Annotated in this window: 22 protein-coding genes; 12 read left to right on the top strand and 10 right to left on the bottom strand. The window is 64.7% G+C overall.

The window, feature by feature from the left end; genetic code table 11:
- Positions 1-40 precede the first annotated feature (40 nt).
- Together ACX80O_RS01950 and ACX80O_RS01945 are read left to right on the top strand one after the other, a co-directional pair.
- Complete coding sequence (locus ACX80O_RS01950) at positions 41-346, top strand: hypothetical protein (RefSeq protein WP_459305210.1); 306 nt, start codon at positions 41-43, stop codon at positions 344-346.
- Positions 343-753 (top strand): 2-polyprenylphenol hydroxylase, encoded by a 411-nt coding sequence (locus tag ACX80O_RS01945; RefSeq protein WP_459332334.1) that lies wholly within the window; start codon positions 343-345, stop codon positions 751-753. Before ACX80O_RS01950 ends, ACX80O_RS01945 begins: the two co-directional genes overlap by 4 nt.
- Here ACX80O_RS01945 and ACX80O_RS01940 read toward each other — a convergent pair.
- The 3 genes from ACX80O_RS01940 to ACX80O_RS01930 form a co-directional block, all read right to left on the bottom strand.
- Complete coding sequence (locus ACX80O_RS01940; RefSeq protein ID WP_459332333.1) at positions 750-1,391, bottom strand: MBL fold metallo-hydrolase; 642 nt, start codon at positions 1,389-1,391, stop codon at positions 750-752. The two genes, ACX80O_RS01945 and ACX80O_RS01940, sit on opposite strands and share 4 nt — an antisense overlap.
- A gap of 96 nt (positions 1,392-1,487) precedes the next feature.
- Positions 1,488-2,549 carry a LacI family DNA-binding transcriptional regulator gene (locus ACX80O_RS01935; protein ID WP_459332332.1) on the bottom strand — a complete coding sequence of 354 codons (1,062 nt, stop codon included), beginning with the start codon at positions 2,547-2,549 and terminating at the stop codon, positions 1,488-1,490.
- Positions 2,531-4,237 carry a glycoside hydrolase family 13 protein gene (locus ACX80O_RS01930; RefSeq protein WP_459332331.1) on the bottom strand — a complete coding sequence of 569 codons (1,707 nt, stop codon included), beginning with the start codon at positions 4,235-4,237 and terminating at the stop codon, positions 2,531-2,533. The genes ACX80O_RS01935 and ACX80O_RS01930 overlap by 19 nt, the downstream gene beginning before the upstream one ends.
- Before the next feature lie 226 nt (positions 4,238-4,463).
- Here ACX80O_RS01930 and ACX80O_RS01925 point away from each other — a divergent pair, with 226 nt between their 5' ends.
- The 3 genes from ACX80O_RS01925 to ACX80O_RS01915 are packed head-to-tail and all read left to right on the top strand — an operon-like array spanning position 4,464 to position 8,329.
- Positions 4,464-5,786 (top strand): sugar ABC transporter substrate-binding protein, encoded by a 1,323-nt coding sequence (locus ACX80O_RS01925; RefSeq protein WP_459332330.1) that lies wholly within the window; start codon positions 4,464-4,466, stop codon positions 5,784-5,786.
- A gap of 6 nt (positions 5,787-5,792) precedes the next feature.
- Entirely contained in the window at positions 5,793-7,391 is a 1,599-nt protein-coding gene (locus tag ACX80O_RS01920; RefSeq protein WP_459332329.1) for an ABC transporter permease subunit, read from the top strand.
- Positions 7,388-8,329 (top strand): sugar ABC transporter permease, encoded by a 942-nt coding sequence (locus ACX80O_RS01915; protein ID WP_459332328.1) that lies wholly within the window; start codon positions 7,388-7,390, stop codon positions 8,327-8,329. The genes ACX80O_RS01920 and ACX80O_RS01915 overlap by 4 nt, the downstream gene beginning before the upstream one ends.
- A gap of 13 nt (positions 8,330-8,342) precedes the next feature.
- Here ACX80O_RS01915 and ACX80O_RS01910 read toward each other — a convergent pair whose 3' ends face one another.
- The gene (locus tag ACX80O_RS01910; RefSeq protein WP_459332327.1) at positions 8,343-11,153 is read right to left on the bottom strand and encodes an FAD-binding and (Fe-S)-binding domain-containing protein; all 2,811 of its coding nucleotides are present in this window, start codon (positions 11,151-11,153) and stop codon (positions 8,343-8,345) included.
- Positions 11,154-11,170: 17 nt separating this feature from the next.
- Positions 11,171-12,322, bottom strand: a complete 1,152-nt coding sequence (locus tag ACX80O_RS01905; RefSeq protein ID WP_459332326.1) for a glycerol dehydrogenase — start codon at positions 12,320-12,322, stop codon at positions 11,171-11,173.
- A 166-nt stretch (positions 12,323-12,488) separates the two neighbouring features.
- Between ACX80O_RS01905 and ACX80O_RS01900 the strand changes: the two genes are divergently transcribed.
- The 3 genes from ACX80O_RS01900 (at position 12,489) to ACX80O_RS01890 (ending at position 14,112) form a co-directional block, all read left to right on the top strand.
- The gene (locus ACX80O_RS01900) at positions 12,489-12,809 is read left to right on the top strand and encodes a putative quinol monooxygenase (RefSeq protein ID WP_459332325.1); all 321 of its coding nucleotides are present in this window, start codon (positions 12,489-12,491) and stop codon (positions 12,807-12,809) included.
- Positions 12,810-12,898: 89 nt separating this feature from the next.
- Positions 12,899-13,693, top strand: coding sequence for an IclR family transcriptional regulator (locus tag ACX80O_RS01895; RefSeq protein WP_459305201.1), 795 nt, complete (start codon positions 12,899-12,901; stop codon positions 13,691-13,693).
- Between the two features lie 20 nt (positions 13,694-13,713).
- Complete coding sequence (locus ACX80O_RS01890; protein WP_459305200.1) at positions 13,714-14,112, top strand: hypothetical protein; 399 nt, start codon at positions 13,714-13,716, stop codon at positions 14,110-14,112.
- A gap of 75 nt (positions 14,113-14,187) precedes the next feature.
- Here ACX80O_RS01890 and ACX80O_RS01885 read toward each other — a convergent pair whose 3' ends face one another.
- From ACX80O_RS01885 to ACX80O_RS01875, 3 genes are read right to left on the bottom strand one after another with little or no spacing between them, the layout of a single operon-like run.
- Positions 14,188-15,771 (bottom strand): GMC family oxidoreductase, encoded by a 1,584-nt coding sequence (locus tag ACX80O_RS01885; protein ID WP_459332324.1) that lies wholly within the window; start codon positions 15,769-15,771, stop codon positions 14,188-14,190.
- Entirely contained in the window at positions 15,768-16,370 is a 603-nt protein-coding gene (locus ACX80O_RS01880; protein ID WP_459332323.1) for a gluconate 2-dehydrogenase subunit 3 family protein, read from the bottom strand. Before ACX80O_RS01880 ends, ACX80O_RS01885 begins: the two co-directional genes overlap by 4 nt.
- A gap of 2 nt (positions 16,371-16,372) precedes the next feature.
- On the bottom strand, positions 16,373-17,410 hold the full coding sequence (locus tag ACX80O_RS01875; RefSeq protein WP_459305195.1) for an NAD(P)-dependent alcohol dehydrogenase: 1,038 nt from the start codon (positions 17,408-17,410) through the stop codon (positions 16,373-16,375).
- Positions 17,411-17,766: 356 nt separating this feature from the next.
- On the opposite strand from ACX80O_RS01875, the gene ACX80O_RS01870 reads away from it, so the two are divergent.
- Positions 17,767-20,598, top strand: coding sequence for an aconitate hydratase (locus tag ACX80O_RS01870; protein ID WP_459332322.1), 2,832 nt, complete (start codon positions 17,767-17,769; stop codon positions 20,596-20,598).
- Between the two features lie 143 nt (positions 20,599-20,741).
- On the top strand, positions 20,742-21,410 hold the full coding sequence (locus ACX80O_RS01865) for a GntR family transcriptional regulator (RefSeq protein WP_459332321.1): 669 nt from the start codon (positions 20,742-20,744) through the stop codon (positions 21,408-21,410).
- Between the two features lie 67 nt (positions 21,411-21,477).
- Here the strand turns inward: ACX80O_RS01865 and ACX80O_RS01860 are convergent, their stop codons facing one another.
- On the bottom strand, positions 21,478-23,013 hold the full coding sequence (locus tag ACX80O_RS01860; protein WP_459332320.1) for a flavin-containing monooxygenase: 1,536 nt from the start codon (positions 23,011-23,013) through the stop codon (positions 21,478-21,480).
- Positions 23,014-23,158: 145 nt separating this feature from the next.
- Here ACX80O_RS01860 and ACX80O_RS01855 point away from each other — a divergent pair, with 145 nt between their 5' ends.
- Complete coding sequence (locus tag ACX80O_RS01855) at positions 23,159-23,893, top strand: glutamine amidotransferase (protein ID WP_459305191.1); 735 nt, start codon at positions 23,159-23,161, stop codon at positions 23,891-23,893.
- A 114-nt stretch (positions 23,894-24,007) separates the two neighbouring features.
- Complete coding sequence (locus ACX80O_RS01850) at positions 24,008-25,279, top strand: glycerophosphodiester phosphodiesterase family protein (protein WP_459332319.1); 1,272 nt, start codon at positions 24,008-24,010, stop codon at positions 25,277-25,279.
- A gap of 148 nt (positions 25,280-25,427) precedes the next feature.
- Here the strand turns inward: ACX80O_RS01850 and ACX80O_RS01845 are convergent, their stop codons facing one another.
- Positions 25,428-25,790 (bottom strand): hypothetical protein, encoded by a 363-nt coding sequence (locus tag ACX80O_RS01845; RefSeq protein ID WP_459332318.1) that lies wholly within the window; start codon positions 25,788-25,790, stop codon positions 25,428-25,430.
- Positions 25,791-25,792: the final 2 nt, after the last annotated feature.

The following is a 25,792-nucleotide window of genomic DNA, read 5'->3' as shown; positions in this document are numbered from 1 at the left end:
TGGTACCCTTAGCCAGCTACGCAGACCAAAGGATGAACCTATGTCCCAGAACTACCCCGGACAGCCCTCCCACTACGGGCCAACGCACACCATGCATTCCCAGGGTGCGATGCAAGGGCAGAAGCACGCCCAGCTGTCTCTGGTGTTTGGGATCATCGGACTGTTCTTTTTCGGCATTGTCTTCGGACCTCTGGCCATCATCCAGGCCAGCAGAGCCGAAAAGTTCAATCAGGCGGCCACCATCGGCAAGGTGCTCGGGTGGATTTCGACCATCTGGGCGGTCCTCCTGATCGTAGGATTCTTCCTGTTCTTCGGGGCGCTATTCGGGCTGCAGGCTAGCCAGTGACCACCCAGACGCCCGACGACGACCGGTTCTTCCTGCATGAAGGCAGGAAATGGCGCCGCGCCGATCCCACCCTGCCCGACGACGTCGCCAAGCAGCTGCTATCCCAGCTGGGCCGCGCCCGCTCGGCCGTCAACAAGCACCGCAAGGCCAAACAGGAACCCAAGGTGAAGGAGGCGCGTCGCCGCGTGCAGATCGCCAAGGAAGGCCTCGGCGAGCGGGGCACACCCTGGTGGGAGCAATCACCCGCCGAACGGCAGACGCGCTGGGAAAAAGCCATTACGGCCCTCGATGAGCTCAGGTCTCACGAGGATCCAGCGAAGGACGGCGCCGCACCCCAAAACGCTCCACCAGGGGATTCCTCGCCCAAGGACTCTGCACCCGGGGATTCTGCACCCAAAGACTCCTAGCGGATCCCGGTCTTCGCTGGCGGGTTGTGCCCGGCGCAGATCCACCGCACACCACCGCAGGCGATCCTGGCCCACAGCAGATCCTCGGTCTGCCGGGCCCGCGCTGGATCGCTGATGGTCAGCCGGTAGAACTGCCTGAGCTCACCGTTCGCCGACACTGCCACCGCATCGCCGGAAAAGAGCACCGCACTGAACTGGAACGCCATGTGCCCGGGGGTGTGGCCCGGCGTGGGAAAGGCTGTGAGACCCTCGGCTACGGTTTGTTCGCCGGTCAGCTCAACGACCCCCGCCGGGTAACCGGTCGGGAAGACCCGGGCGAGGAAACGCCGGAAACGGGTGGGTGGAGGAACGTCCCCGCGCAGGATGGCGGCGTCGGCAGCGCCGAGCCAGACCGGCACCCCAAGCGTCTGTTGCAGTTGCTTTGCCACCCGCGTGTGGTCGGCGTCGTAGTGGGTCAGGAGGATATGGGTGACCGGACCAATCACAGGCTCTGCATCGCGCAGTTCGGTGAGCAGGGCATCGTAGCCGCCCGGCATGCCCGGGTCGATCACCGCGGTGAACCCGGGGCCGCTCACCAGATAGCCGTTCGACCCCCTGGACTTTTCAAGCTGGTAGCAGTTTTCGGCTATGAGGCGCACTGTGGTTTCTCCTGGCGGTTGGTGTAGCGGCACCGGCAGCGGATCCTGGCAGCATATTCCGCCACCGGCACCGGTACCGGTACTGGTACTGGAAGCCTACCGGCGGGCTGCCTCCTGCGGCGGAGCGGTGGAGGAGCGGACGATGAAGTCGAGCGGCAGTGGATCGTCTGGCATGTCGGCGGTGTCTCCTGAAAGTTGCTGCAGAATCCGGGCGACAGCTTTGGCACCCTGATCGTGAGTGTGCTGGTCAATTGTCGTCAGACCAAAAGACTCGCCGTTCGGGTGGCCGTCAATGCTGACGACGGATAGCTCGGCTGGGACCCTAATGTTCAGTTCACGTGCCGCGAGGATTGCTCCCATAGCCATTTCGTCGGAGGCGCTGAAGATACCAGTGGGACGGTTGCGGGGTTCGGCCAGCAGATTCTTTGTCTGCTGATAGGCATCATTGAGGGTGAAATCAGCGATCAGGGAGTAGTCGGGGTCGGCGGGGATCCCTGCGGCCTGTAGGGCGTCGAGGTAGCCGGCGCGACGGTCGGTGGAGGGCTTGAATTGGCGCCCGTGTTCATGGACGCCGCCCAGGTGCGCGATTCGGCGATGCCCCAGACCGATGAGGTGATCGGTGGCACGGCGACCCGCGGCATGTTCGTCGATGTAGATCGAATCCACGCCAGCGATGCGCCCGCCAATGCCGACCAGGGGGATGCCTGCCGAGAACAATTGCTCGGTCTCGTGGTCGTTGAGATGCAGCGAGACGGCAATGGCAGCGTCGAGTCGTTTCCGGAGCAGGAAGTCAGTGAGTACGGTTTCGCGGTACTGATCTCCCTCGAAGTTGTAGAGCGACAGGTCATACCCGGCCTCGATCATTGCTCCGGCTGCCCCTTCGAGAACGGCGGAGAAATACCAGCGGTCAATGTAGGGCAGGACGATACCGATGGTGCGGCTGCGACCGGTCGCCAGACTTGATGCGTGGTAGGACATGACGAAACCCAGATCGCGGGCTGCCTGCTGCACCCGTGTCCGGGCCTTGGTCGACACCTGCCCGTTGCCGCTGAGCGCCCGGGAAACAGTCGCCGTGGACACACCCGCAAGGGCCGCTACGTCCTTGATGCGGGGCGGGCCCACGTCGGCTCTGCCGCGGGTTAGTCCAGGTGAAGCCATATGCATTCCTCCGAGGACAGCATACGGGAGGAGTCGGCGGCCGGGTTGGAGCGCAAAAGGATGGGTAGATCCGGGATCTCAAGGTCCGTAGGGCTCATATTGAGCAGGACGAGGACAGAGTTGTTGACATATCCAAGGCAACCCTCAGCGAAGTAGTCCTCTGCCCAGGCGAGCGACCCCGAGCCCAGCTGGTGCAGCCGGCGTTGAGCAAGCGCATTTTTGTACAGGGAAAGGACAGACCGAGGGTCCTTCTGCTGGGCCTCCCGGGACAGTTCGGCCCACCCCTCCGGCTGGGGGAGCCATGATTCCCCGGTATGGCTATATCCGAGGGAAGCCCCTTCAGTAGTCCAGGGCAAAGGCACCCGGCAGCCATCGCGGCCGAGCCTGTTTCCTTCGGTGCGGTGATAGGACGGATCTTGTCTGTAGTGATGAGGCATTTCCGTATGATCAGGGAGTCCCAGCTCCTCACCCTGATAAAGATAGACCCCGCCGGGTAGTCCGAGCATAAACGCTGAGGCGGCAGTAGCCCGCCGTAATCCCAGCCGGTGGTCCGGTTGCTCGTCGTCGGGTCCGATGCCGTCGCCCTGCCGCCCCGCTTCTGTGGGGCCCTGACCGAGGCGGGTGGGATGCCGGACGACGTCGTGGTTTGACAGTACCCAGGTGGTTGGAGCGGCGACCCGGTCGAAAGCTTCCAGGGACGCGGTGATGATACGGCGCAGTTCAGTGGAGTCCCAGGGCGCCGCGAGGTAGGAGAAGTTGAAGGTCTGGTGCATCTGGTCTTCGCGCACCCAATCGGCGAGCCTACTCAACGGGTCGACGCTGGCTTCGGCACACAGGATACGTTCGCCGTCGTACTCACCGAGAATCGACCGCCAGCGACGAAAAATGTCGTGGATTGCGGGCTGCCCGAACATGGGCGCTTCAGTGAAGGGGAATCCCGGGGTGCTGCCCCCGTCGGCCCGCCCGCCCCAGTCGGGTAATCCATCGGCCTTGATCAGTGCGTGGGCAACATCCACACGGAATCCCGCGACGCCTCGGTCCAGCCAGAAGCGGAGGATGCGTTCGAACTCATCGTGCACTGCCTGGTTGTCCCAGTTGAAATCCGGCTGGGAAGAATCGAACAGGTGCAGGTACCACTGGCCGGGACGCCCATCAGCTTCCACAACCTGCGTCCACGCCGGTCCGCCGAAGTGGGATTGCCAGTTGTTGGGAGGGAGTGTGCCCCCCTCGCCGCAGCCGTCCCGGAAGATGAAGACCCCGCGTTCAGGGCTGCCGGGTGCTGCCGCCAGGGCGTTCTTGAACAGCTGGTGTTCCTGGGAGCAGTGATTGGGAACGAGGTCGATGATGACGCGGAGGCCATGCGACGTCGCTTTGGTCACCAGGGCGTCAAAGTCTTCAAGGGTCCCGAAGATGGGGTCCACATCGCAATAGTCGCTGACGTCGTACCCACCATCGAGCTGCGGGGAGCAGTAGAAGGGTGATAGCCACAGCGCATCGATATCCAGCTCAGCAAGCTGGCCCAGTTCGGCGGTGATGCCCTTGAGGTCTCCGATGCCGTCACCGTTGAGGTCCCGAAACGACCGCGGGTACAGCTGGTAGATCACGGAGGAACGCCACCACTGCTGAACGTCGTCCCTTTCATGGAGAGGGGAGAGCTGGAGCTGATCGGTGATTGAACTTGAAAGCATGTCGACAATCTTAGGCCCGAAAGAACCTCAATGGAACCGGTTGCGCAAATGACGACTCAGACAATGAATTCGCTACTGCACCATTTGTAGGTATTGGACGTCACAACTGTAATCGCTTACAGTTGTGACCCATCACACGCTTTCGCAGGTTTACGGCTTCCACCTACTCCTTCGGATAGCGGTATTCAGTTGGTCCTCGCGGCCCCTTGATTAGAAAGGCGCATCGATGCGCATTATCACTTCAGGCATGTCTGTTCAGCGGAGGGCGAGATCGGCAGCGATGGCGTTCGCGGCCGTATCGCTGGTCATCGTTTCCTCCGGGTGTTCCGCCCCATCGGCCCCTACCTCATCCGCTTCCGGTGCGGCGTCCACTGAAGACGCACCGGCCGCAACGGGTGCCCCCGACCGCGGAGATGCGGACCTGGTGATCTGGGCCAATGGGCCATTCGTGCAGGCGATGCAGCCGATCGCGGACAAGTTCGGCGAGGAAAACGGCATCACCGTCGAGGTACAGACGGTGGCGACTGACCTGCAGACCAACTTCGTGACTGCAAACGCCTCAGGGAATGGGCCGGACATTGTGGTCGGCGCGCATGACTGGATCGGCAATCTGGTGCAGAACAACTCGATCGACCCGGTGCAGATCAGCGCGGATCAGAAAGAGGCACTGATTCCTATCGCAGCCGAAGCCGTCACCTACAACGGGCAGACCTACGGGATGCCCTACTCCATTGAGTCGCTGGTACTGATCCGCAACACCGATCTGGCACCCGACGCGCCCTCAAGTGTGGAAGAGCTGCTGAGCATCGGCCAGGCTGCCGTCGACGCGGGAACCGCAGACAGGGCACTGAACCTGCAGGTCGGTCCGGAAGGGGATGCGTATTACATGCAGCCCTTCTTCTCGTCGGCGGGCGGCTACCTGTTTGGCCAGAACGCTGATGGCAGCTACAACCCCGAGGACCTTGGGGTGGGTAAGCCCGGATCGATCGCGGCCGCCGAGAAGATCTCCGAGCTGGGTGAGACCGGCACCGGCGTTCTCACCCAGTCGCTCACTTTCGACAACTCCATCGCGCAATTCAATGAGGGCACGATCCCCTTCATGGTCAACGGACCCTGGACCCTCGGGGACATCCGTGAGGCGGGGATCAATTACGAGATCAGCCCCATTCCAGGCTTCGAGGGGATGGACCCGGCTCAGCCTTTCACCGGCGTGCAGTCGTTCTACGTCGCCTCCCAGGGCGAGAACAAGTCCTTCGCGCAGACGTTCCTGCAGACAGTCGTCGGACAGGATGAAACGCAACGCGCCCTGTACGAGGCCTACGGTGTGCCCCCGGCAACGTCGGCACTCCTCGAAGAGGTGTCCGCTGAGGACCCCGACGTCAAGCTCAGCGCTGAAGCAGCCTCGGCTGGCATCCCGATGCCGGCCCTTCCCGCCATGGCAGCGGTCTGGACGCCCCTCGGGCAAGCCGAAGCAGCCATTGTCGGGGGCGCCGATCCGGCGCAGACCATGACCGATGCCGGCGAGACCATCGCCGACGCTCTCAAGTAAAACGCTATGTCGACCGGACTGAAGCCCGCTCCGGTACGGAAGGTGGGGCCCCGCTTCTCGCTGGGCCCCACCGCCTCTGTACCCGCCCTTCTCGCCAAGGTTATTGGCCTCGGCGCTGCCCTCGGCGCCGGTATCTCCCTCACGCCACTTCTCGTCGCGGCAGAACAGTGGGGGATGCTCGTTGGCGTCTGGGCGGGCGTCGTGGGTCTGATCGCCGTCTACTCGACCCGCCGCGTCATTCCGTTGAAGTATCTGCTGCCGGGGACCCTGCTGCTGTCGGTTTTCGTCATCCTGCCCATCCTCGCTACGGTGCAGCTGTCGTTCACCAACGCCGGAGACGGCACGCGCGGCACCAAGGAAGAGACAATCCAGGCCATCGTTGGCAATTCGGTCACTCCTTTACCTGGCGGCACCATCTACAACATGACAGTCGGCACGGTTGGCCCCACTACCACGGGTCCCTTCACGCTGTATCTGGTCGACCCCACCACCAACGAAGCGTTTGAAGGAACCGAAGACGGTCTGGCGTCACTTGAGGGCGGCACCATCAAGGACGGGTTCGTCCGCGACGTGCCCGGGGTGACCATCCTTACTGGCAAGGAGGTTAACGACGCCGGCGGCCAGCTCACTGAGCTTTCTGTCCCCACCGAGGGCGGAGCCATCCGCACCCAGGGGATCAGCCAGGCCTTCGAAGGGGTTCAAGCCCTGCACTATGACGAGGCATCCGACACTCTCACGAACACGGCAACCGGTCAGAGCTTCACCCCGCAAACCTTCGGCGACCGCGAATATTTCGCCGATGGCCAGGGTGCACGGGCCTTCGACCAAAGCTGGGAGCAGAATGTTGGGGCCTCGAACTATGTCCGCATCTTCAGCGACCCCCAGATTCGTGGCCTGTTGCTCGGGTCGTTTATCTGGACGTTGACCTTCGCCGTGGGATCGGTGCTGACCACTTTCGTCCTGGGACTGCTGCTGGCGGTCACCCTCAACGATCCACGGGTGCGCGGGTTGAAGCTCTACCGCGCAGCAATGATCGTCCCGTACGCCATCCCTGTGTTCATCTCATTCCTGGTCTGGCAGAGCTTCTACAACCGCGATTTCGGGTTGATCAACGCAATGCTTGGTGGCGCCCGGATCGACTGGCTCGGGGATCCGTTCCTCGCCAAGATCGCTGTCCTGCTGACCAACCTTTGGGTCGGCTTTCCCTACATGTTCCTGATCAGCACCGGTGCCCTCCAGGCACTGCCGCAGGACATCAACGAGGCGGCCAAGATCGACGGCGCAAACGCCTGGACTACCTTCACGAAGGTCCAGTTTCCGCTTCTCCTGGTCGCCGTTGCACCCCTGCTGGTGGCCTCGTTCGCCTTCAACTTCAACAACTTCAACGTCATCCAGCTGGTCACGGGCGGCGGGCCATTCCCGGGTGGTGGCGGTGTGATTGGTGCCACGGACATCCTCATCAGCGGCGCCTACCGGATTGCGTTCGGGCAGGGTGGAGCCGAGTTTGGGTTCGCGTCAGCGGTCTCGGTGGTCCTGTTCATCATCACTGCGGTCCTCGCCGGACTTCAGTTCCGCTACACCAAAGCATTGGAGGACGTGCGATGACTACCACCCAGGTGGCACCGGTCCGGGCTGCCACAGTCGAGACCAAGCCCCGTAGGCCCTCGAAAGTTCGTGGCGGGATCGAGGTTCCGCGGGGCGCACGCTGGTGGAGCGAGGTCGGATGGCGCCATCTGGTCGCCCTGGCCGGTGTCGCCTTCGCGCTCTTCCCGGTGCTCTACATCATCTCGGCGGCCCTGAACCCGCTGGGTAGCGTCGCGTCCACGCAGCTGCTCCCCACCACCTTCAGCCTGGTCAACTTCGAGAACCTGCTCAACGGATCCAACGGCCCATTCACCCAGTGGTACCTCAACACCTTGATCCTGTGCACCGCGGTCTCGCTAGCCCAGGTCTTCCTGAGCACGCTCGCCGCCTACGCTTTCTCCAGGTTTCGATTCACCGGTCGGCGTACCGGACTACTGGCGCTGCTGCTGATTCAGATGTTCCCCCAGTTCCTGGCCATCGTCGCCTTGTTCCTGCTCGTCGCATCCTTCGGCGAAGTGGTCCCCGCGATCGGGCTGAACACGTTGCTGGGCTACGGTCTGGTGCTGATGGGCGGGGCCCTGGGCCAGGTATGGCTGATCAAGGGGTTCTTCGATTCAATTCCCACCGAACTCGATGAGGCCGCGCGCATCGACGGGGCCGGACACTTCCGTATCTTCGTGAGCATCATCCTGCCGCTGATTCGACCCGTCCTCGCGATCACCGGTCTTCTCGTGTTCGTGGCGGTGATCGGAGAATACATCCTGGCCAGCATTTTCCTCACCGACAGTGGCGTCCAGACCCTCGCCGTCGGAATGTTCGGGATCATCGCTGGCGACCGCAGCAACAACCTTGGCATCTTCGCTGCGGGATCCGTGATGATCGCGGTGCCGGTGCTGCTGCTGTTCCTCTACCTCCAGCGGTTCATCGTCGGCGGGCTGACCTCCGGGTCGGTCAAGTAGCGGCACCGGAGGCCTACCGGCGGGTCGCCTCCTCCAGCAGTTCAAGGACATGCCGATAGTCCTCGCCGGTGGCTCGGGTCATCCCCAGTTCGCAGGTGCGGTTGCAGGAGGCGTGGGCGGAGGCGTCGAAGGTTGCGACGTCGGCGGCCTGCCGGTGGGTGGCCGAGGCGGTGAGCTCAGGGTGGAGCATCCCGCGGTCACCGGCGAAGGCGCAGCAACCCCAGTTTTCGGGAATCAGGACCTCTACCGCGACGGCGTTGGCCACCGCCTCCAGTGCCGGGTTGAGCCCCAACCGGGTTGACGAGCAGGTGGGATGCAGGGCCAGCGAGTCGAGTTGCCCGACCACACCCAGCAACGGCAGGACCCGCTCCGCCACGAACTGCACGGCATCCATCACCACCAGCGGCCGACGGCCGGTCGCTTCCAGCTCTCCGGAGGCCTCCCCGAGTGCGCCGATCAGCCCTTCGGTGCAGGAAGAGGCGTCGCAGACGATCGGGAGTTCGCCGTCGTGGGTGGCCTCCCGCAGCGCTGCGACTGTCTTCGCCCGCATCGTCGCCTCACCGGCAGCCATGCCCTTCGACGACCACGGCGTCCCACAGCACAGCCCGTCGATCCCGGTCGGCACCAGCAGCGAAAGCCCTGCGCGCTCGCAGAGCAGCGCGAAACTGTCCTGTACTCCCGAACCGTTCCCCGCGGGGCCGAACATCGCCCCCACACACGCCGGGAAGTACACGGCGTCGGGTGCCGCAGCGGGAGTCGGCCGTGCCCGGGCAGCCCCGCCCGACGGTAGATCCGAGGAATACAAGGGCACTGTGTCGTCGCCAAGGACGGTCCGCGCCAGTTTATTGGCTGGGACGACGACGGCGCTCGGAACCTTCGCGGCGGCGTCGAGCACCAGCCCGGCACCGCGGGTGACGAGCTTCCACCGGTGTGCGGCGCCCGCCCAGGCCAGGTTCTCCGCCCGCCCGGCGTCGTCGCGGCGCAGCCGTTTGACCAGGGACCCCGTGTTGATTTCGACGGGGCACGCGGTCTGGCACATGCCGTCGACGGCGCAGGTCTGTACCGACTCGTAGTCGTAGTCGTTCTCGAGCTGTGCCGCCAACCCGGTGTCCCCGTCGAGCCGTGCCTGCTCAATGGCACGCAGGGTCACAATGCGCTGGCGTGGGGTGAGGGTGATGTCCTTGCTGGGGCAGACGGGCTCGCAGAACCCGCAGGAGACGCAGCGGTCTACCTCGGGAGCCACCAGTGGGGTGGTCTTGATGTGCCGGAGGTGGGCCTGCGGGTCGTCGTCGAGGATGATTCCCGGGTTCAGCATGCCGGCCGGATCGAACACCTGCTTGAGCTCCCGCATGATCGAGTACAGCTCATCGCCGTACTGCCGACGGACGTAGGGCGACATCATGCGGCCGGTTCCGTGCTCGGCCTTCAGCGACCCGTTCTCGCCCAGTACCAGGTCCACCATGTCCTCGGTGAACGCCCGGTACCGTTCCAGCTCGTCGGGGGCCGCGAACCGGTCAGTGAGCATGAAGTGGATGTTCCCGTCTTTGGCGTGCCCGAAGATCACGCTGTTGCTGTACCGGTGTCTGTCGAACAACCGGGTCAGCTCGGTGCAGGTGCGGGCCAGCGCCGGGACGGGCACCACCACATCCTCCAGCAAGGCCGTGGTGCCCGGCGGTCTGGCCCCGGACACCGACGCATACAGTCCCTTGCGAAGCTGCCACAGGCTGGCCCGGGTCGCCGGGTCGGTGCTGAACCGGGTTGGCCCGCTCAAACCGAGCCCGCCCAGCAGCTCCTGGCTGCCGCCCTGTAGATCGGCAACTTCAGCCGCCGAGCCCGCCGAGTATTCGACCAGCAGCGCCGCCTGGTTGACGACGGCAAGGCTGCGGACGACGTCGGGAGTCCCCGTCAGGGTTTGTCCCACCTTCAGCGAGACGGCGTCCATCAGCTCGGCAGTCGCCGCTCCGGAGTCGACCAGGGCTGGCAGGGCCGCAGCGGCAGTCTCAAGATCGGGGAACACCAGCAGGCCCGTGGTCGCGAACGCGGGGCGGGGAATGGTGCGAAACACTGCTTCGGCGATGAACCCGAGGGTTCCTTCACTGCCCACGATCAGGTGGGCGAGCATGTCGGCGGGGGTGTCGAAGTCCAGCAACGCGTTCAGGCCGTACCCCATCGTGTTCTTCATGGAGAACTGGTGCTGCACAGTCCGCACCGACGACGGGTCGTCCCGCAGCCGCCGGGACAACCGCAGCAACCCGTCATGGAGATCGGGCTCGAGGGACCGCAGCCTCGCATCGGCATCGACGGACCCCGTGTCGATCACGGTGCCGCTCGGCAGCACCACGGTCACCGACTCAAGGGTCCGGTAGGCGTTGTCCGTGGTGCCGCAGTTCATCCCCGACGAGTTGTTCGCCACCACCCCGCCGATGGTGCACGCCGCTTCGCTGGCCGGGTCGGGACCGAATTTCCTTCCGTACCGGGCCAGCCGGGCGTTGAGCGCCCTGACGGTGACGCCCGGCTGCACGCGCACCCGGGAACCGCCGTCGAGCACCCCGATCTCACGGAAGTTCTTGCGCACGTCAACCAGCACGCTGTCGGTGACGGACTGACCACTGAGACTGGTGCCACCGGCCCGGAGAGTCAGTGGAATGCCCTGCGCCGCGCTAGCCTGCAGCAGGCGCCCCACCTCCGCGGCGTTGGACGGAACCACCACTGCCTGCGGGATGAGCAAAAAGTGTGAGGCGTCGTGGGCGTTGGCGTGCACGTCGATGGCCCGGGTTTTGACCTGCCCCGGGTCAGCGACTGCCGAGCGCAGGGCATCGATCACCCGCGCCGCCCCGGTAGTCAGTGCTTCGCCTTGTACTGCACGGGTTCGGGCAGCCCAGCCCGGCTACGGATCCCGGCGGAAAGCCGTTCGATCGATTTCAGGGCGCTCGTCAGATCGTCGACGCCCACAGGGAAGGGCATATTGTGGATGGTTTCGCCGGGCACGGTAGCGGCTTCGGCTACCCGCCGGAGGTCCTCGTCGTCGTCGGGGGACAGGCCCACTTCCGTCAACGTGTTGGGCAGGCCCACCCGGGTGGTGAATTCTACAAAGTCCCTGATGTCGGCGCTGGGTGCACCTTCCAGGACCAGCTGAGTGAGGGACCCGATGTTGACCTTCTGGCCATGAGCCAGCCCGTGGGTCTGGGCGGCGGCAGTCAGGCCGTTGTGGATGGCGTGGGCGGCGGCCAGCCCGCCGGACTCGAACCCCAGCCCGGAGAGCAGCGTGTTGGCTTCCACTACCTTCTCCAGTGCGGGGGTGACCACGTTGTCACGGACGGCGTCGAGCGCCGGGAGCGCGTTTTCCCACAGCACGTCCCAGGACAGCCGGGCGAGGGCCGTGCCGGTCAGGGTGGGCAGGCCGCCCGCCATGGTGGCGGCAAAGGCCTGGCTGGTGGCACGGGCTTCCAACCAGGTGGCCAGGGCGTCGCCCACTCCTGCGGCAAGGAACGACGCCGGCGCATTGGCCACCAGCTGGGTGTCCACCAGGACCAGGTCAGGGTTGCGGGGGAAGAAGCGGTACTCCTCGAAGACGCCGTCGTCGGTGTAAATCACTGACAGGGCGGACGTGGGTGCGTCGGTGGAGGCGACGGTGGGTACGGTGACCCACCGGATCCCTGCCGCGAAGCCGGAGGCTTTGACGGCGTCGATGGTGCTGCCGCCGCCCACCGCCACAATCACGTCCGCCTGGTGTTCGGTGATGAGCCCGGTCAACCGGTTGACCTCGTTGGCGCTGGGAACACCGCCGAACCCCACCCGGGTGGTGGGCAGGCCAGCGGCAGTGAGGGAGGCTTCGACGTCGTGTGCGACGAAACCCCAGACCAGATCGTCGGCCACGATGAGCGGCTTGCTGCCCAGCGGCGTCAGGAACTCGCCAACCCGATGAATGGCCCCTTTTCCCTGGACATACCGGGCCGGGCTGATCATGGTGCGGACCTGCAGAGGATGACTCATCTCAATCTCCTTCGATAGAGGGCTGTTCCAATGTCAGCGTAGGCGTGTGCGGGGTGGATGACGCCGGGCATTCTCACGAGGCGAGAACCGGAGTTGGAGGCTGCGGTGATTAACGGCAGACTGCTGGAAACACCGCTTCATCCCCACCACCCAAGGCAGGCGCGCAGTGATCTTCATCGTCGTCAAATTCAACGTCAAACCCGACTGGACGGACCGCTGGCTCGACCTTACCCGCGACTTCACCGAGTCCACCCGGCAGGAGGCGGGAAACCTGTGGTTTGACTGGTCACGCAGCGTTGAGAACCCCAACCAGTTCATTCTGGTCGAAGCGTTCCAGGACGATGCCGCCGGTGATCACGTCAACAGTGAGCACTTCCAGCAGGCCATGAAGGACATGCCGCAGGCGTTGGTGGAGACCCCGCAGATCATCAGCGAGAAGATCTCCTCGGACGGTTGGGGGCGCATGGGTGAGCTGACCGTCGAATAGCCGGGTGTCCCCGCTATTGCGGGGCGTGTTTGGCACAGGCCTGGCCCAGGTGTTTGGCATTGGGTTGACCGACCGGCGAAGATGGGGTCATGGGACGCAATGATGCCCTTACCGGCATGGCTTCGGTGCAGAAGGCTTTCGCGCTGCTCGACGTCGTCGCGGCCGACGAGCGTGGCCTGTCGGCCAAAGAAGTCGCCGCCGCCCTGGACATGCCGCTGCCCAGCGTGTATCGGCTCCTGAAAACCCTTGTCGAGTCACGGCATCTGGTCCATCTCAAGGATGAGAGTAGGTACGCGCTCGGCTACAAGTTGCACGCCCTGGATGCCTCCCTGCACCGGCAGGTCGGGACGCCGTCCGCAGTGGCCCGGCTGGTGCTCGAACTACATTCACGGGGCGACGCCGCCGCCTACTACGCGGTGCACCGCGGCGATCATATTGTGGTGGCGCACGTGGTGGACTCCCCGGCCCGACGGCGCATCACCCCGATGGGCTTCGGGTTCAACGACGCAGCGCACGCGACGGCGTTCGGGAAGATCCTGCTGGCCGGCATGGACCCGGCACAGCGCCGGGTGTTCCTGGGCAGGCATGGTCTGCCGGCCATGACCGACAACACCATCAGCACCTTGGAAGACCTGGAGCTGGAACTGGACCGGGTCAGAGAAGGCGGGATTGCCGTCGAGCGCGAGGAATTCATGATCGGATCTTCCTGTCTGGGCGCCCCGGTGCGGAATGCTGCCGGTCAGATTGTCGGATCCGTTGCCGTCTCGCTCGACGCAGCAGAGTTCGATCAGCGGTCCGCGCGGATCGCCGTGCTGCTGCGTGACACGGCCGACAAGGTGGGCCGGGCGCTTCGGGCCACGTCGGTGTTGCCGCAGCGTCAATAAATACTCGATAGCATCAAACTATGGAGAACCAGTCTCAGTTGTGGGGTGTGATTACTGAGGTACTGACGTGGGTGGGGCTCGTGCCGGGGATTCTGCTGATCCTGACCGCCTGGATTATCCGCACCTCGCAGCTCGGCTGGACCGCCACGCACGCGGTTGTTTTCGTGACCGGTGAAGGCATCGGCTACCGCTGGCACGACCAGGACTATGAGATCCGCGAGGCCCTGTTTTCCTTCAGGGAGGGCAAGGACCTGGTGCCGGGGACCGAATTCACCATCTACTACAACCGGCGCGATCCGGGACTGTACTCGCTGACCGAACCGGTGCCGCCGGCCCATGCTTTCAGGATCCTGGGCTGGGTGCTCACCGGGATCGGTGTGGCGGCTGCGGTGGTGGGGTTTGTGCTGATCTTCGTGTGATGCTCGCGACCGGGTCCCGAGCCTGGGCTCGGGACCCGGTCGCGCAGTGACGACGTCCTTGGATGGCCGGCGGTCCTACAGGGACGACGTCGCCAGCTGCTCCGCGATGTACTCGGCCTGCCGGATCGCCAGAGCCACGATGGTGAGCGTCGGATTCGCTGCCGCCCCCGTGGTGAACTGTGACCCGTCCGACACGAAGAGGTTCTTCACATCGTGGGTCTGCCCCCATTGGTTGACGACGCCGTCTTCCGGACGTTCGCTCATCCTCGCGGTTCCCATGTTGTGGGTCGCGGGGTACGGCGGGGTGTGGTGCGAGGAAAGCGCGCCCACCGCTTCGTAAAGCAGCGACGCCTGCTGGTAGCCGTGGTTGCGCATCGCAGTGTCGTTGGCGTGGTCGTCGAAGTGGACGTTCGGCACGGGCAGGCCGAGGCGATCCTTCACACTGGTGTTCAGGGTGACCCGGTTGGTTTCCTGCGGCATGTCCTCGCCGACAATCCACAGACCCGCCGTGTTCTCGTAGTCGTCGAGCAGTGACGCGAAATTCGGGCCCCAGGCTCCGGGGTCCGCGAAGCTGGCCAGGAACGCCGGCCCCAGTGCGATGGTTTCGAGGTAATAGCCGCCCGAGAAACCACGGTCGACGTCGTGCCGGGACTCATCAGCCACCAGGCCGGCCATCGTCTCCCCGCGGTACATGTGGACCGGTTTGTCGAACTTTGCGTACACCGAACCGGTGGTGTGGCGCATGTAGTTCCGGCCCAGCTGGCCGGACGAGTTGGCCAACCCATCCGGGAACATGGGGGACCCGGAGAGCAGCAGCAGCCGCGGCGTCTCGATCGAGTTCCCTGCCACCGCCACGAGGCGGGCCTTCTGGCGTTGGAGGTTCCCGGCGTCGTCAATGTACATGACGCTGTCCACAGTGCCCTCGGGGGTGTGGGTGATCTGTACGGCGTGGCAGTTGGGCCGGAGATCGAGCTTGCCGGTGCGCAGCGCCTTGGGGATCTCGGAGACGAGGGTTGACCATTTGGCCTTGCTCTTGTCGCCCTGGAAGTTGAAGCCGTCCTGGACGGAGGCGGGCCGGCCGTCGTAGGGCTCCGCGTTGGTGCCGTACGGGCCGGTGGCGTAGTGCCGGTACCCGATGCGCTCGGCCCCCGCAGCAAGTACCTTGTAGTTGTTGTTGGCGGGCAGTGCCGGCCGGCCGTGGCGGTGGGTGCTGCCGATCTTCTGTTCGGCCTTGTCGTAGTACGGTGCCAGGTCCTCAAGGGTGATGGGCCAGTCCAGCAGGTTGGCGCCGTCGATCCGCCCGTAGGTGCTGCGGGTCTTGAACTCGTGCGCCTTGAACCGCGGGGTGGCGCCGGACCAGTGGGTGGTGGTGCCGCCCACTGCTTTCACAATCCAGGCGGGCAGGTTGGGAAAGTCGCGGGCGATCCGCCAGCTGCCCGACGTCGTCCGCGGGTCCAGCCAGGCCATCTGGTTGAACGACTCCCACTCGTGGTTGATGTATTCGTCGTTGGTGATGTGGCCGCCCGCTTCGAGGACCACTACCTTGATGCCCTTCTCGGTGAGTTCATGGGCGAGGGTGCCGCCGCCGGCGCCGGAGCCGATGATGACGACCACCGAGTCGTCGTCCAAGCCGAAGTGTGCCGATGTTTCAGTGCTCATATGGTTCGTGCTCCTTCAACTTTGTTCTGACCCTTGAAGAGGTCCTCGACCGGCTCTTCATCCGTGCTGTCCGAGGATTCCTGTACCCGCTGGGGTGCCTGCTGAGAAATGTCGTAGCCGAGCGGGCCGATCTCGGTGAGCGGTTCGTCGGCTTCCTCGATCCTGGGGCTGGGCAGCCAGTCCAGGTCATCGAATCCGCGGTGCAGATAGCCGCCCTTGGAGAAGGATTCGCCTTCGTAGCCGAAGACTCCCCACACCTCGGGGTCGTCGTAGAAGTTCAGGACCGTGGTCCGCCGGATGAAGCCAAAAAACTCCAGGTCGGCGATGCGCTGCAGCACGGCGAGGGCCCGGTCGTCGGAGAGGTCAAGGAAATTCTCGCCGCCCTGCTGGTTCAGGGTCAGCAGGCCCTGGGTCAGCGCCACCCTGAACCAGGTGGACTCGTTGGATTCGGTGATGATCTTGTCGGCCATGCGCTCATAGGGTCCGTCCGGAATCTTCGGGTGCGGGAAGGCCACCCTGATGATCCGGACCAGGATCCGGCGGGCCTCCTCAGTGAGCTGAAGCTCGTTGAGGGTCGAGTATTTCGCGGGATACGCCATTGTTATCTCCCTTGGGTGAGGTTGGGGACGAGGATGCCACGGCCGACCAGCTTGCCGCTGTCCAGGTCATGCATGGCCTGGACAGCATCTTCGAGGTCGTACGTCTGGGTGTGCAGGGTGACTTTGCCCTGGGCGGTGAGGGTCATGAGTTCCACGAGGTCGAGGTAGGTACCCACGAGGTTTCCCACGATGTTGATTTCCCGGGAGATGATCTCGATGGTGTCGATGTTCACCGCTCCGCCGTAGCCGATCGTGTAGTAGCTGCCCCGGTTACGCAGCGCGTTCAGTCCGAGCTCCTCGGTGCCGTGCTCCCCGACGAAGTCGAAAACCACGTGAGCGCCGCCCTCGGTGATCTCGAGGAGCTTCCCGCCGTCGCCAGCTTGTGACAGCGTGTGGTCGGCGCCGAGCGTCCTTGCCAGCTCAAGTGCCTCCTCGGAGGTGTCGACGACGGTGATCTGCGCCGCGGTGAGCGCCTTCAGGGATTGGATGCCGATGTGGCCCAGCCCGCCGCTGCCGATGACGACGGCGTGGGTTCCGGGGTGCAGCAGTGGTGCGGCTTTGCGGACCGCGTGGTAGGCGGTGAGGCCAGCGTCGGCGAGGGCGGCAATGTCAGCAGGCTTGAGGGATGGATCGAGTTTCACCACTGAGCGGGCGTTGGTCTTCATCACTTCGGCCATCCCGCCGTCGACATTCAGCCCGGGGAAGGTGGAGTTTTCGCAGTGGGAGTCCTGTCCCTCGCGGCAGGCCAGGCACAGCCCGCAGGTGACGATCGGGTGCATGATCACGGTGTCGCCGGGCTGGACGTTGGTGACGGCGGAGCCCACCTCGCGGACCCAGCCGGCGTTTTCGTGTCCGAGAACGTAGGGGAGTTGGGGGTGCTGGATAGCGTCCCACTGGCCCTCGATGACGTGCAGGTCGGTGCGGCACAGGCCTGCAGCGCCGATGTCGACGACCACGTCCCACGGGCCGGTTGCCGTGGGCTCCGGCACGTCGTCGATCAGCGGGTCTTCCTGGTAGCGGTGTACCCGAACGGCTCTCATGGTCCTCCTCAGCGATGACTGACGCGGGCAGGCTCCGACGGACGTCAGGCGCTCCCAGCGGTGAACGAGTGCTGATGCAAGTGTGCCCGCGCTCACACTCGTTGGGAAGAGAGTTTCTCGCCGGGTGAGAAAACCTCGCGGTTCCGGGTGGGCGTCGTTTGCCGGGAATCCTGCGCACGGAAAAGTGGCTGCCCTGCAGGTGAGTGGTGGCGCAACCACTTTGCCGCGGGGAAGCCACTTTTCTGGCCGTGAAATCTGGCCGCGTAATCGAATGTGTACGACTGTATACAGATTATTTGCGTTTCAGGATAGGATGGATCCAAAGGCTTCACTGATCCTCGAAGGGATACCTGCAAATGACTGCTGTGGACACATTCGGCTCCAAAGACATACTCGAGGTGGCGGGGGCTGAATATCAGATCTTCCGCCTCGACGCTGTAGAGGGATCGGAGAAGCTCCCCTACAGCCTCAAAGTTCTGCTGGAGAATCTGCTTCGCACCGAGGACGGCGCCAACATCACCGCCGACCACGTCCGTGCCCTGGCCAGCTGGGACCCCGAGGCTGAGCCCGACACCGAAATCCAGTTCACACCGGCCCGCGTCATCATGCAGGACTTCACCGGTGTGCCCTGCGTCGTCGACCTGGCGACCATGCGCGAAGCAGTGGTTGAGCTCGGCGGCGACCCCAAGCGCGTCAACCCCCTGGCACCCGCCGAGCTGGTCATTGACCACTCGGTGCAAATCGACTTCGCCGGCAACGCCGACGCCCTCGAACGCAACATCGAGATCGAGTACCAGCGCAACGGCGAGCGCTACCAGTTCCTGCGCTGGGGCCAGACCGCGTTCGATGACTTCCTGGTGGTCCCACCGGGGATGGGGATCGTGCACCAGGTCAACCTGGAGTACCTGGCCCGAACCGTGATGACCCGCGAGGTCACCAGCGGCGGCACCACCGCGCTCCAGGCTTACCCCGACACCTGCGTCGGCACCGACTCGCACACCACAATGGTCAACGGCCTGGGCGTCCTCGGTTGGGGCGTGGGCGGCATCGAAGCCGAGGCGGCCATGCTGGGCCAGCCCGTCTCCATGCTCATCCCTCGCGTGGTGGGCTTCAAGCTCACCGGCGAGATCCCTGCTGGCGCCACCGCGACCGACGTCGTCCTCACCATCACCGAGAAGCTCCGTAAGCACGGTGTGGTCGGCAAGTTCGTCGAGTTCTACGGCGAGGGCGTCAGCGCCGTCCCCCTGGCGAACCGCGCGACCATCGGCAACATGAGCCCCGAGTTCGGTTCCACCGCCGCAATGTTCCCGATCGACGACGTCACCATGGATTACCTGCGTCTCACCGGTCGCCCTGAAGAGAACCTCGCACTGGTCGAGGCGTACGCCAAGGCGCAGGGCATGTGGCACGATCCGAGCAAGGAGATTGCCTTCTCGGAGTACCTGGAACTGGATCTGTCGACCGTGGTGTCGTCAATCGCCGGTCCGAAGCGCCCGCAGGACCGTGTCGAGCTGACCAACGCCAAGCCTCAGTTCCGCAAGGACCTGGAGAACTACGTGCACCGCTCGATCGAGGAGGAAGGCGCCACGGTCGACGAGACACTCGAAGAATCCTTCCCCGCCTCCGACCCGCCCTCCTACACCGAGGCCGACACGAAGGTTGTCGACGCCCCACACGAGGTGGTGACCGCCACTGAAGCCAACCGCGATTCCAGCCCGATCGAGGTGACTACCGCCGACGGCCGCAGCTTCACTCTCGACCACGGAGCCGTCACCATCGCCTCCATCACCTCCTGCACCAACACGTCGAACCCTTCGGTGATGATGGCAGCGGCGGTGCTGGCCCGCAACGCGGTCGACAAGGGCCTCATGTCCAAGGCCTGGGTCAAGACCTCGGTCGCCCCAGGCTCGAAGGTAGTCACCGACTACTACGAGAAGTCGGGCCTGATCCCGTACCTGGAGAAGCTCGGCTTCTTCGTGGTCGGGTACGGCTGCGCCACCTGCATCGGCAACTCAGGCCCCCTCGACGAGGAGATCACCCAGGCCATCCACGACGCAGACCTCGCCGTCACCGCCGTCCTGTCCGGTAACCGCAACTTCGAGGGCCGGATCAATCCGGACGTCAAAATGAACTACCTGGCCTCACCGCCCCTAGTGGTTGCCTACGCCCTGGCTGGCACCATGGACTTCGACTTCGACGCCGATCCACTCGGCCAGGACGACGACGGCATCGACGTTTTCCTGCGCGACATCTGGCCGAACCCCGTCGAGGTGCAGCAGATCATTGACGACTCCATCGACAAGGAGATGTTCAAGGCCAGCTACGACACCATCTTCGACGGCGACGAGCGGTGGCAGTCCCTGCCCACCCCGGCCGGCGACACCTTCGAATGGGATCCGGAATCGACCTACGTCCGGAAGCCTCCGTACTTTGAGGGAATGAAGGCCGAGCCGGAGCCCGTCACCGACATCGAGGATGCACGCGTCCTGCTGAAGCTGGGGGATTCGGTCACGACCGACCACATCTCACCCGCCGGTTCCTTCAAGTCCGACACCCCGGCGGGCCGGTACCTGCTGGAGCGAGGTGTGGAGCGCAAGGACTTCAACTCCTTCGGTTCGCGCCGTGGAAACCACGAGGTGATGATTCGTGGCACCTTCGCGAACATCCGCATCCGCAACCAGCTCCTCGAGGACGTCGAGGGTGGTTTCACCCGTGACTTCAGCCAGGCCGACGCGCCACAGGCTGCTGTCTACGATGCCGCGATGAACTACCAGGCTGCGGGAACCCCGCTGGTGATCCTGGCCGGAAAGGAATACGGTTCGGGTTCGTCCCGTGACTGGGCAGCCAAGGGCACAGCACTCTTGGGTGTCCGCGCGGTCATCACCGAGAGCTACGAGCGGATCCACCGCTCCAACCTCATCGGGATGGGCGTGCTGCCCCTGCAGTTCCCTCAGGGCCAGAACGCCGAGTCGCTGGGCCTCACCGGCACCGAAACGTTCGCGGTGTCCGGCGTGACCGAGCTGAACAACGGCACCACCCCGAAGACCGTCACCGTCACAGCAACCCCCGAAGGCGGCGGCCAGCCCGTCACCTTCGATGCCGTGCTCCGGATCGACACTCCAGGCGAAGCCGAGTACTACCGCAACGGCGGCATCCTGCAGTACGTCCTCCGCCAGATCGCCGTCTAACGGCACAATACCCGGCGTAGACGTCGACGCGTCCCACCCCCGTTCCCCGTTCCATGAGTATTGTCCTAGCCCACACCCGTGGCTAGGGCGCCTACTGTGCAGGACCTACTTATAGGAGCACCCAGTGTCTGAACCGGTTGAAAGTGTCTGATCCGGCAGATTCGACGGGACGCGTCGACGGCTCGGTGGTCTTCCGCGTGCTCCGCAGCGAGATTCTGGCGGGGATTCATCCTCCCGGAACGCCGCTGCGCGAGGTGGGGCTCTCTGCGCGCTTCGGCGTCTCCCGGACCCCCATCCGCGAGGCGCTCAGCCGGTTGCAGCACGAGCGGCTGCTTGAGCGTGCCGCGCGGGGCCTGCAGGTCCCGCAGATCGACCCGCAGGAAGTCATTCAGATTTATGACCTGCGGGTGATGCTCGAGCAGGAAGCTGCCGGGCAGGCGTCCAGCAGCCGGACCGTCACGGACATCATGCGGCTGGAGGCGCTCGTGGAGCGGGATCGGGAACTCGACGCCCCGGACGACCAGACCCGTATCCGCTGCAACGTCGAATTTCATGCGGCGGTCAGCGCCGCCGCGCACAACCGGGTGCTCCAGGACCTCCTCGAACGGCTTTCCACCCATCTCATCAATACGCCGCGGTCCACGCTGTCGGTGGGGAACCGGTGGGACGATGCACTTGACGAACACGAGGCGCTGGTGAGGGCCATCATCGCGCAACGGGCCGACGACGCACGACAGATTGCCCGGCAGCACATGGAAACGGCCCGCGCCCTGCGGCTGGAGCTGCTGAAGTCGGCAGCGAAGACCGAGTAGCGGCCGGTTCTCGCGCCAAAAAGTGCTGCACCCGCAGATACGCTGTGGGCCAACCACTTTCCTGCTGTTACGGCACGCTTCTGCCGGGTCCGGGGTGGGTGGGTCCAGGGTGGGTGGGGGCCGGGTCTGGAACGGCGGCCGGCACGGGATCGAACGACATATGGGCCCCCACCTTCCCCAGCAGCACCGCTGGGGCATCGAGCAGATAGTTGGTGCCGACGGTCCACGGCCGTCCAGACCCCTGCCGGTGGAAGGCATCCGCCGCACGCTGCACGTACCCCGACGACAGGTCCAGCAGCGGCCGCCGTGACATTCCAGGAGCCGGCACCGGGATCGCTACGGAATGCCCGTGCCGGTTCATGTGGTTCAGTAACCGGCACACATACCGCGAACTCAGGTCCGCCCGAAGTGTCCACGAAGCATTCGTGTACCCCACGCAGTACCCCAGGTTGGGCACCCCGCTCACCAGCACCCCCCGGTACACCCACGCGTCACCCAGGTCCACGGGGACGCCGTCCACGGTGAGTTCAGCACCACCGAGCGGCTGGAGAGCCAGGCCGGTGGCGGTGACGACGACGTCGGCCGCCAGTTCCTGCCCCGACGCCAGCTTGATCCCATCCGGTGTGAACCGGTCAATCCGGTCGGTCACCACCGAGGCCCGCCCCGATGCCAGTGACCGGTAGAAGTCGCCACCTGGCGCGACGCAGAGGCGCTGCTCCCACGGGTTGTAGGCCGGCGCGAAATGCTCGTCGACCTGCTGTTCATCGCCGAGGAGGTCGAGGGCCTGGCCACGCAGGAACACCCTCGCTATCCGGGGCCACCGCTTACACAACTGGTAGAACGCCTGCGGGTAGACCACGTTGCGGGCCCGGGCCACCCGATGCGCCGCGCGTGCGGGCAGCACCCGCCGGACGGCGTCGGCGAACCTGTCTCGGCGCGGTACCGACACGACGTAGGACGGCGATCGCTGCAGCATCGTGACGTGGGCTGCGGTGTCGGCCATTGCCGGAAGGAGGGTGACGGCTGTGGCGCCGCTGCCGATCACCACCACCTGTTGACCGGTGTAGTCCAGGTCCTCTGGCCAGAACTGGGGGTGGACCAGGTCGCCGGCAAACTCTTCCATGCCGGGGAAGTCCGGTTGGTAGCCCTGGGCGTAGCTGTAGTAGCCGGTGCAGGCATAGAGGAACGAGCAGGTGACAATTCGGCGGTGGGCGGCGCCGTCGCTGCCGGTCTCCAGTTGCAGGGTCCAGCGCGACGTGGTGGAGGAGAAGCCGGCGCCCACCAGGCGGGTGTTGAAACGGATGTGAGGGCCCAGCCCCGATTCGTTGGCGGTGTCCTGAAGATAGCTCAGGATGGAGGAGCCGTCCGCGATGGAGTCCGGGTGGGTCCAGGGACGCCACGGGTAGCTCAAAGTGAACATGTCGGAATCCGACCGCACACCCGGGTAACGGAACAGGTCCCAGGTGCCGCCGATCGCGCCGCGCGCCTCGAAAAGGGCGAATGATTTGTCGGGGCACTCGGTCCGCAGCCGATGCGCCGCGCCAATCCCCGAGAGACCCGCCCCGATAATGGCGACGTCGAGGTGCTCTGCGGGAGGGGACATGACTTCATTATCGCGGTCGACGGGCTCCGGTAACCAACATAGTGGGTGACCCGCAGCCGCGGCGTTGGGCGACCGCTGTTGTGGGGCTCCGCCACTATCGTGCGGCTACGCCACTATCGTGGCCGACGGGCAGTAGTCTCGACAGGTGAAACCGTTTCTGCTGATAGCCACCCGTGCCGAGGACGACGCCGCCGACGGCGAGTATCAGGCGTTCTGCCGCTTCGGTGGCCTCAAGGGGGATCAGCTGCACCGGGTCCGGGCAGAGGCTGGGCCAGTGCCGCACATTGACCTCGCGAGGTATTCGGGGATCATCGTGGGAGGGAGTCCTTTCAACTCCTCCGACGCCGAAGAGGTCAAGTCCATCGTTCAACGGCGGGTGGAACGCGAGATCGGTGAGCTGCTTGACCGGGTCGTAGCGGCCGACTTCCCGTTCCTGGGCGCCTGCTACGGCGTCGGGACGCTCGGGCGCCATCAGGGAGCGCTCATCGACAGGACCTTCGCCGAACCCATCGGGCCGACGCCGATCACCCTGACCCCCGCCGGCGCAGCCGACCCGCTGCTGGCGGGCCTGCCGGCGTCGTTCGCTGCCTTCGTTGGCCACAAGGAAGCCTGCACCACCCTGCCAGAGGGGGCGGTGCTGTTGGCCTCCTCGGACGGTTGCCCGGTCCAGATGTTCCGCATCCGCGCGAACCTGTATGCCACCCAGTTTCATCCTGAGCTCGACGTCGACGGGCTGGTGCAGCGGATCGATGTCTACCGCAATGCCGGGTACTTTCCGCCGGAGGAGGCGGAGGACTACATGGCCCGTGCCCGGTCCTCCCGGGTGGAATGGCCGGCGGCCATCCTGCGGAACTTCGTGGACCGGTACGCGGTGGAGTAGCCCGCGGAGAGTTTCACGCTCCGTTTACCCGGTATTGATGTCGGGGATGCCCTGGTGCGGCAGGGTCTCTGAAGGAGGGGATCACGCCCCTCCACAACGAAGGGAACATCTTCTATGGCATCCCGTGTAGCCAAGACCCTCACCAGCACAACCCTCACCAGCAAGATTCTCAACAGCAAGACCCTGACCGGCGCAGCCGCCGCAGCGGTAGGACTCACCCTCCTGGCAGCACCCGGCGCGTCGGCGCAAGTTCCCGCGCAGGCTCCGCTGAACGAGGATGCATCACCCATCCTCATCGGACACCGTGGTGCCGCCGGAACCGCGCCGGAGAATACTGTTGCCGCGTTCAAGGACGGCCGCAAATCCGGGGCCGACTTCTTCGAAATTGATGTCCAGCTCAGCTCCGACGGTGTGCCGTTCATCTTTCACGACAACACCCCGGCACGCACCACCAACGTCGAGGACGTCTTCCCGGACCGTGCCACCGACCCAATTACGTCCTTCACCTGGGCCGAGCTGCAGCAGCTCGACGCGGGATCCTACTTCGACGACCAGTTCGTTGGCGAGCGCATTCCTCACCTCGACGACGCCGCGAAGGTCGCGACCACCAAAACCGGCGTGTACATCGAGATCAAGTCGCCGGTGAACTCGCCGGGCGTCGAGCAGCTGGTCGCCGACGAATTGCGCACCGACAAGACCTGGCAGCGCCTCGTGGCGGCTGACAAGGTGCAGGTCCTGGGCTTCGATGAGGCCTCCAACCGCACGTTCGCTGAGCTCGCTCCGGAGATTGAACTGCAGCAGCTCGCCGGGGTTGTCCCCAGCCCGGCAGTGCTGGAATCCTGGGCTACCTTCGCCGACTCGGTGGGGACCAACTATCGCGTGCTGACCCCGCAGAATGTCAGCGACGTCAAAGCGGCAGGACTGGTGCTTGGTGTCTACACCGTGAACTCGCCCGAGGCGGTCCAGGCATCAATCGATCTGGGTGTCGACGCCGTCACCACCGATTTCCCCATCCAGAACGCCCGGTACCTCGAGGGGGCGCCGGTGTTTCCAGGCAGCAGCGTGGAGATTGTTGATTCGGTGAACAACCCAGCCGGCGACGACGTCCAGCCCGAAACCGGCGAGCATGTTCTCCTGCGCAACACCAGCGACAGGACCATCGACGTCAGCGGATACCTCCTCCGGGACGCTGCCAACAACATCCTCACCGTGGGTGATGGCTACACGCTCGCAGCAGGCGCCGAACTGCGGGTCTACACCGGTCCGGGAACCAACTCCCCGGAGGCCTACTACAACGGTGGAACGGCATCGGTACTGAACAACGGCGGCGAATCGTTGGGTCTCTGGACCTCACGGGACAAGCTGCAGGACGTCTTCGCCAACTAAAGCGTCGCTGACCCGAAAGGGTGTCCCTCCCGAAAAGTGCATGCAGTGCCTGCGTTGCATGCACTTTTCGAATCCCGGGTGCATGCGTTGCATGCAGTGCATGCACTTTTAGATTGTTACCCCGTCGGGAGCTAGGTCAGATCAGGAGTCAGGTCAGATCGGCAGTAGAGAGGTAATACGGGGCGCTGAACCGGAGCCCGGCATTCACGACGCTCAGGGCGACACCCGTGTCAATCACGGTGCGGCTCTGTAGCCGGTGCTGCAGGCTGTCCCGATGGAGTGTCGCAGCGGGGTCCTGCAGGATGGCAGACCAGACGTCTGCGACAGTGGTGCAGTGGAGGACAACGCCCGTGACGCCTCGCACCAGCCAGGTATCCCCGGCAGCCTGGACGCTGGGGATACCTGGCAGGCCGTGGCATAAGGCGTTGATGGTCTGCGCAGCGATCAGCCGGTGACGGAGCGTGCTCACCGGTCCCAGCACCTCATCGGCAACGACAGTCCGGCCGCACACGC

The organism is Arthrobacter glycogeni (genome assembly GCF_054511155.1).
This window is presented reverse-complemented; position numbering and strand designations above follow the sequence as displayed.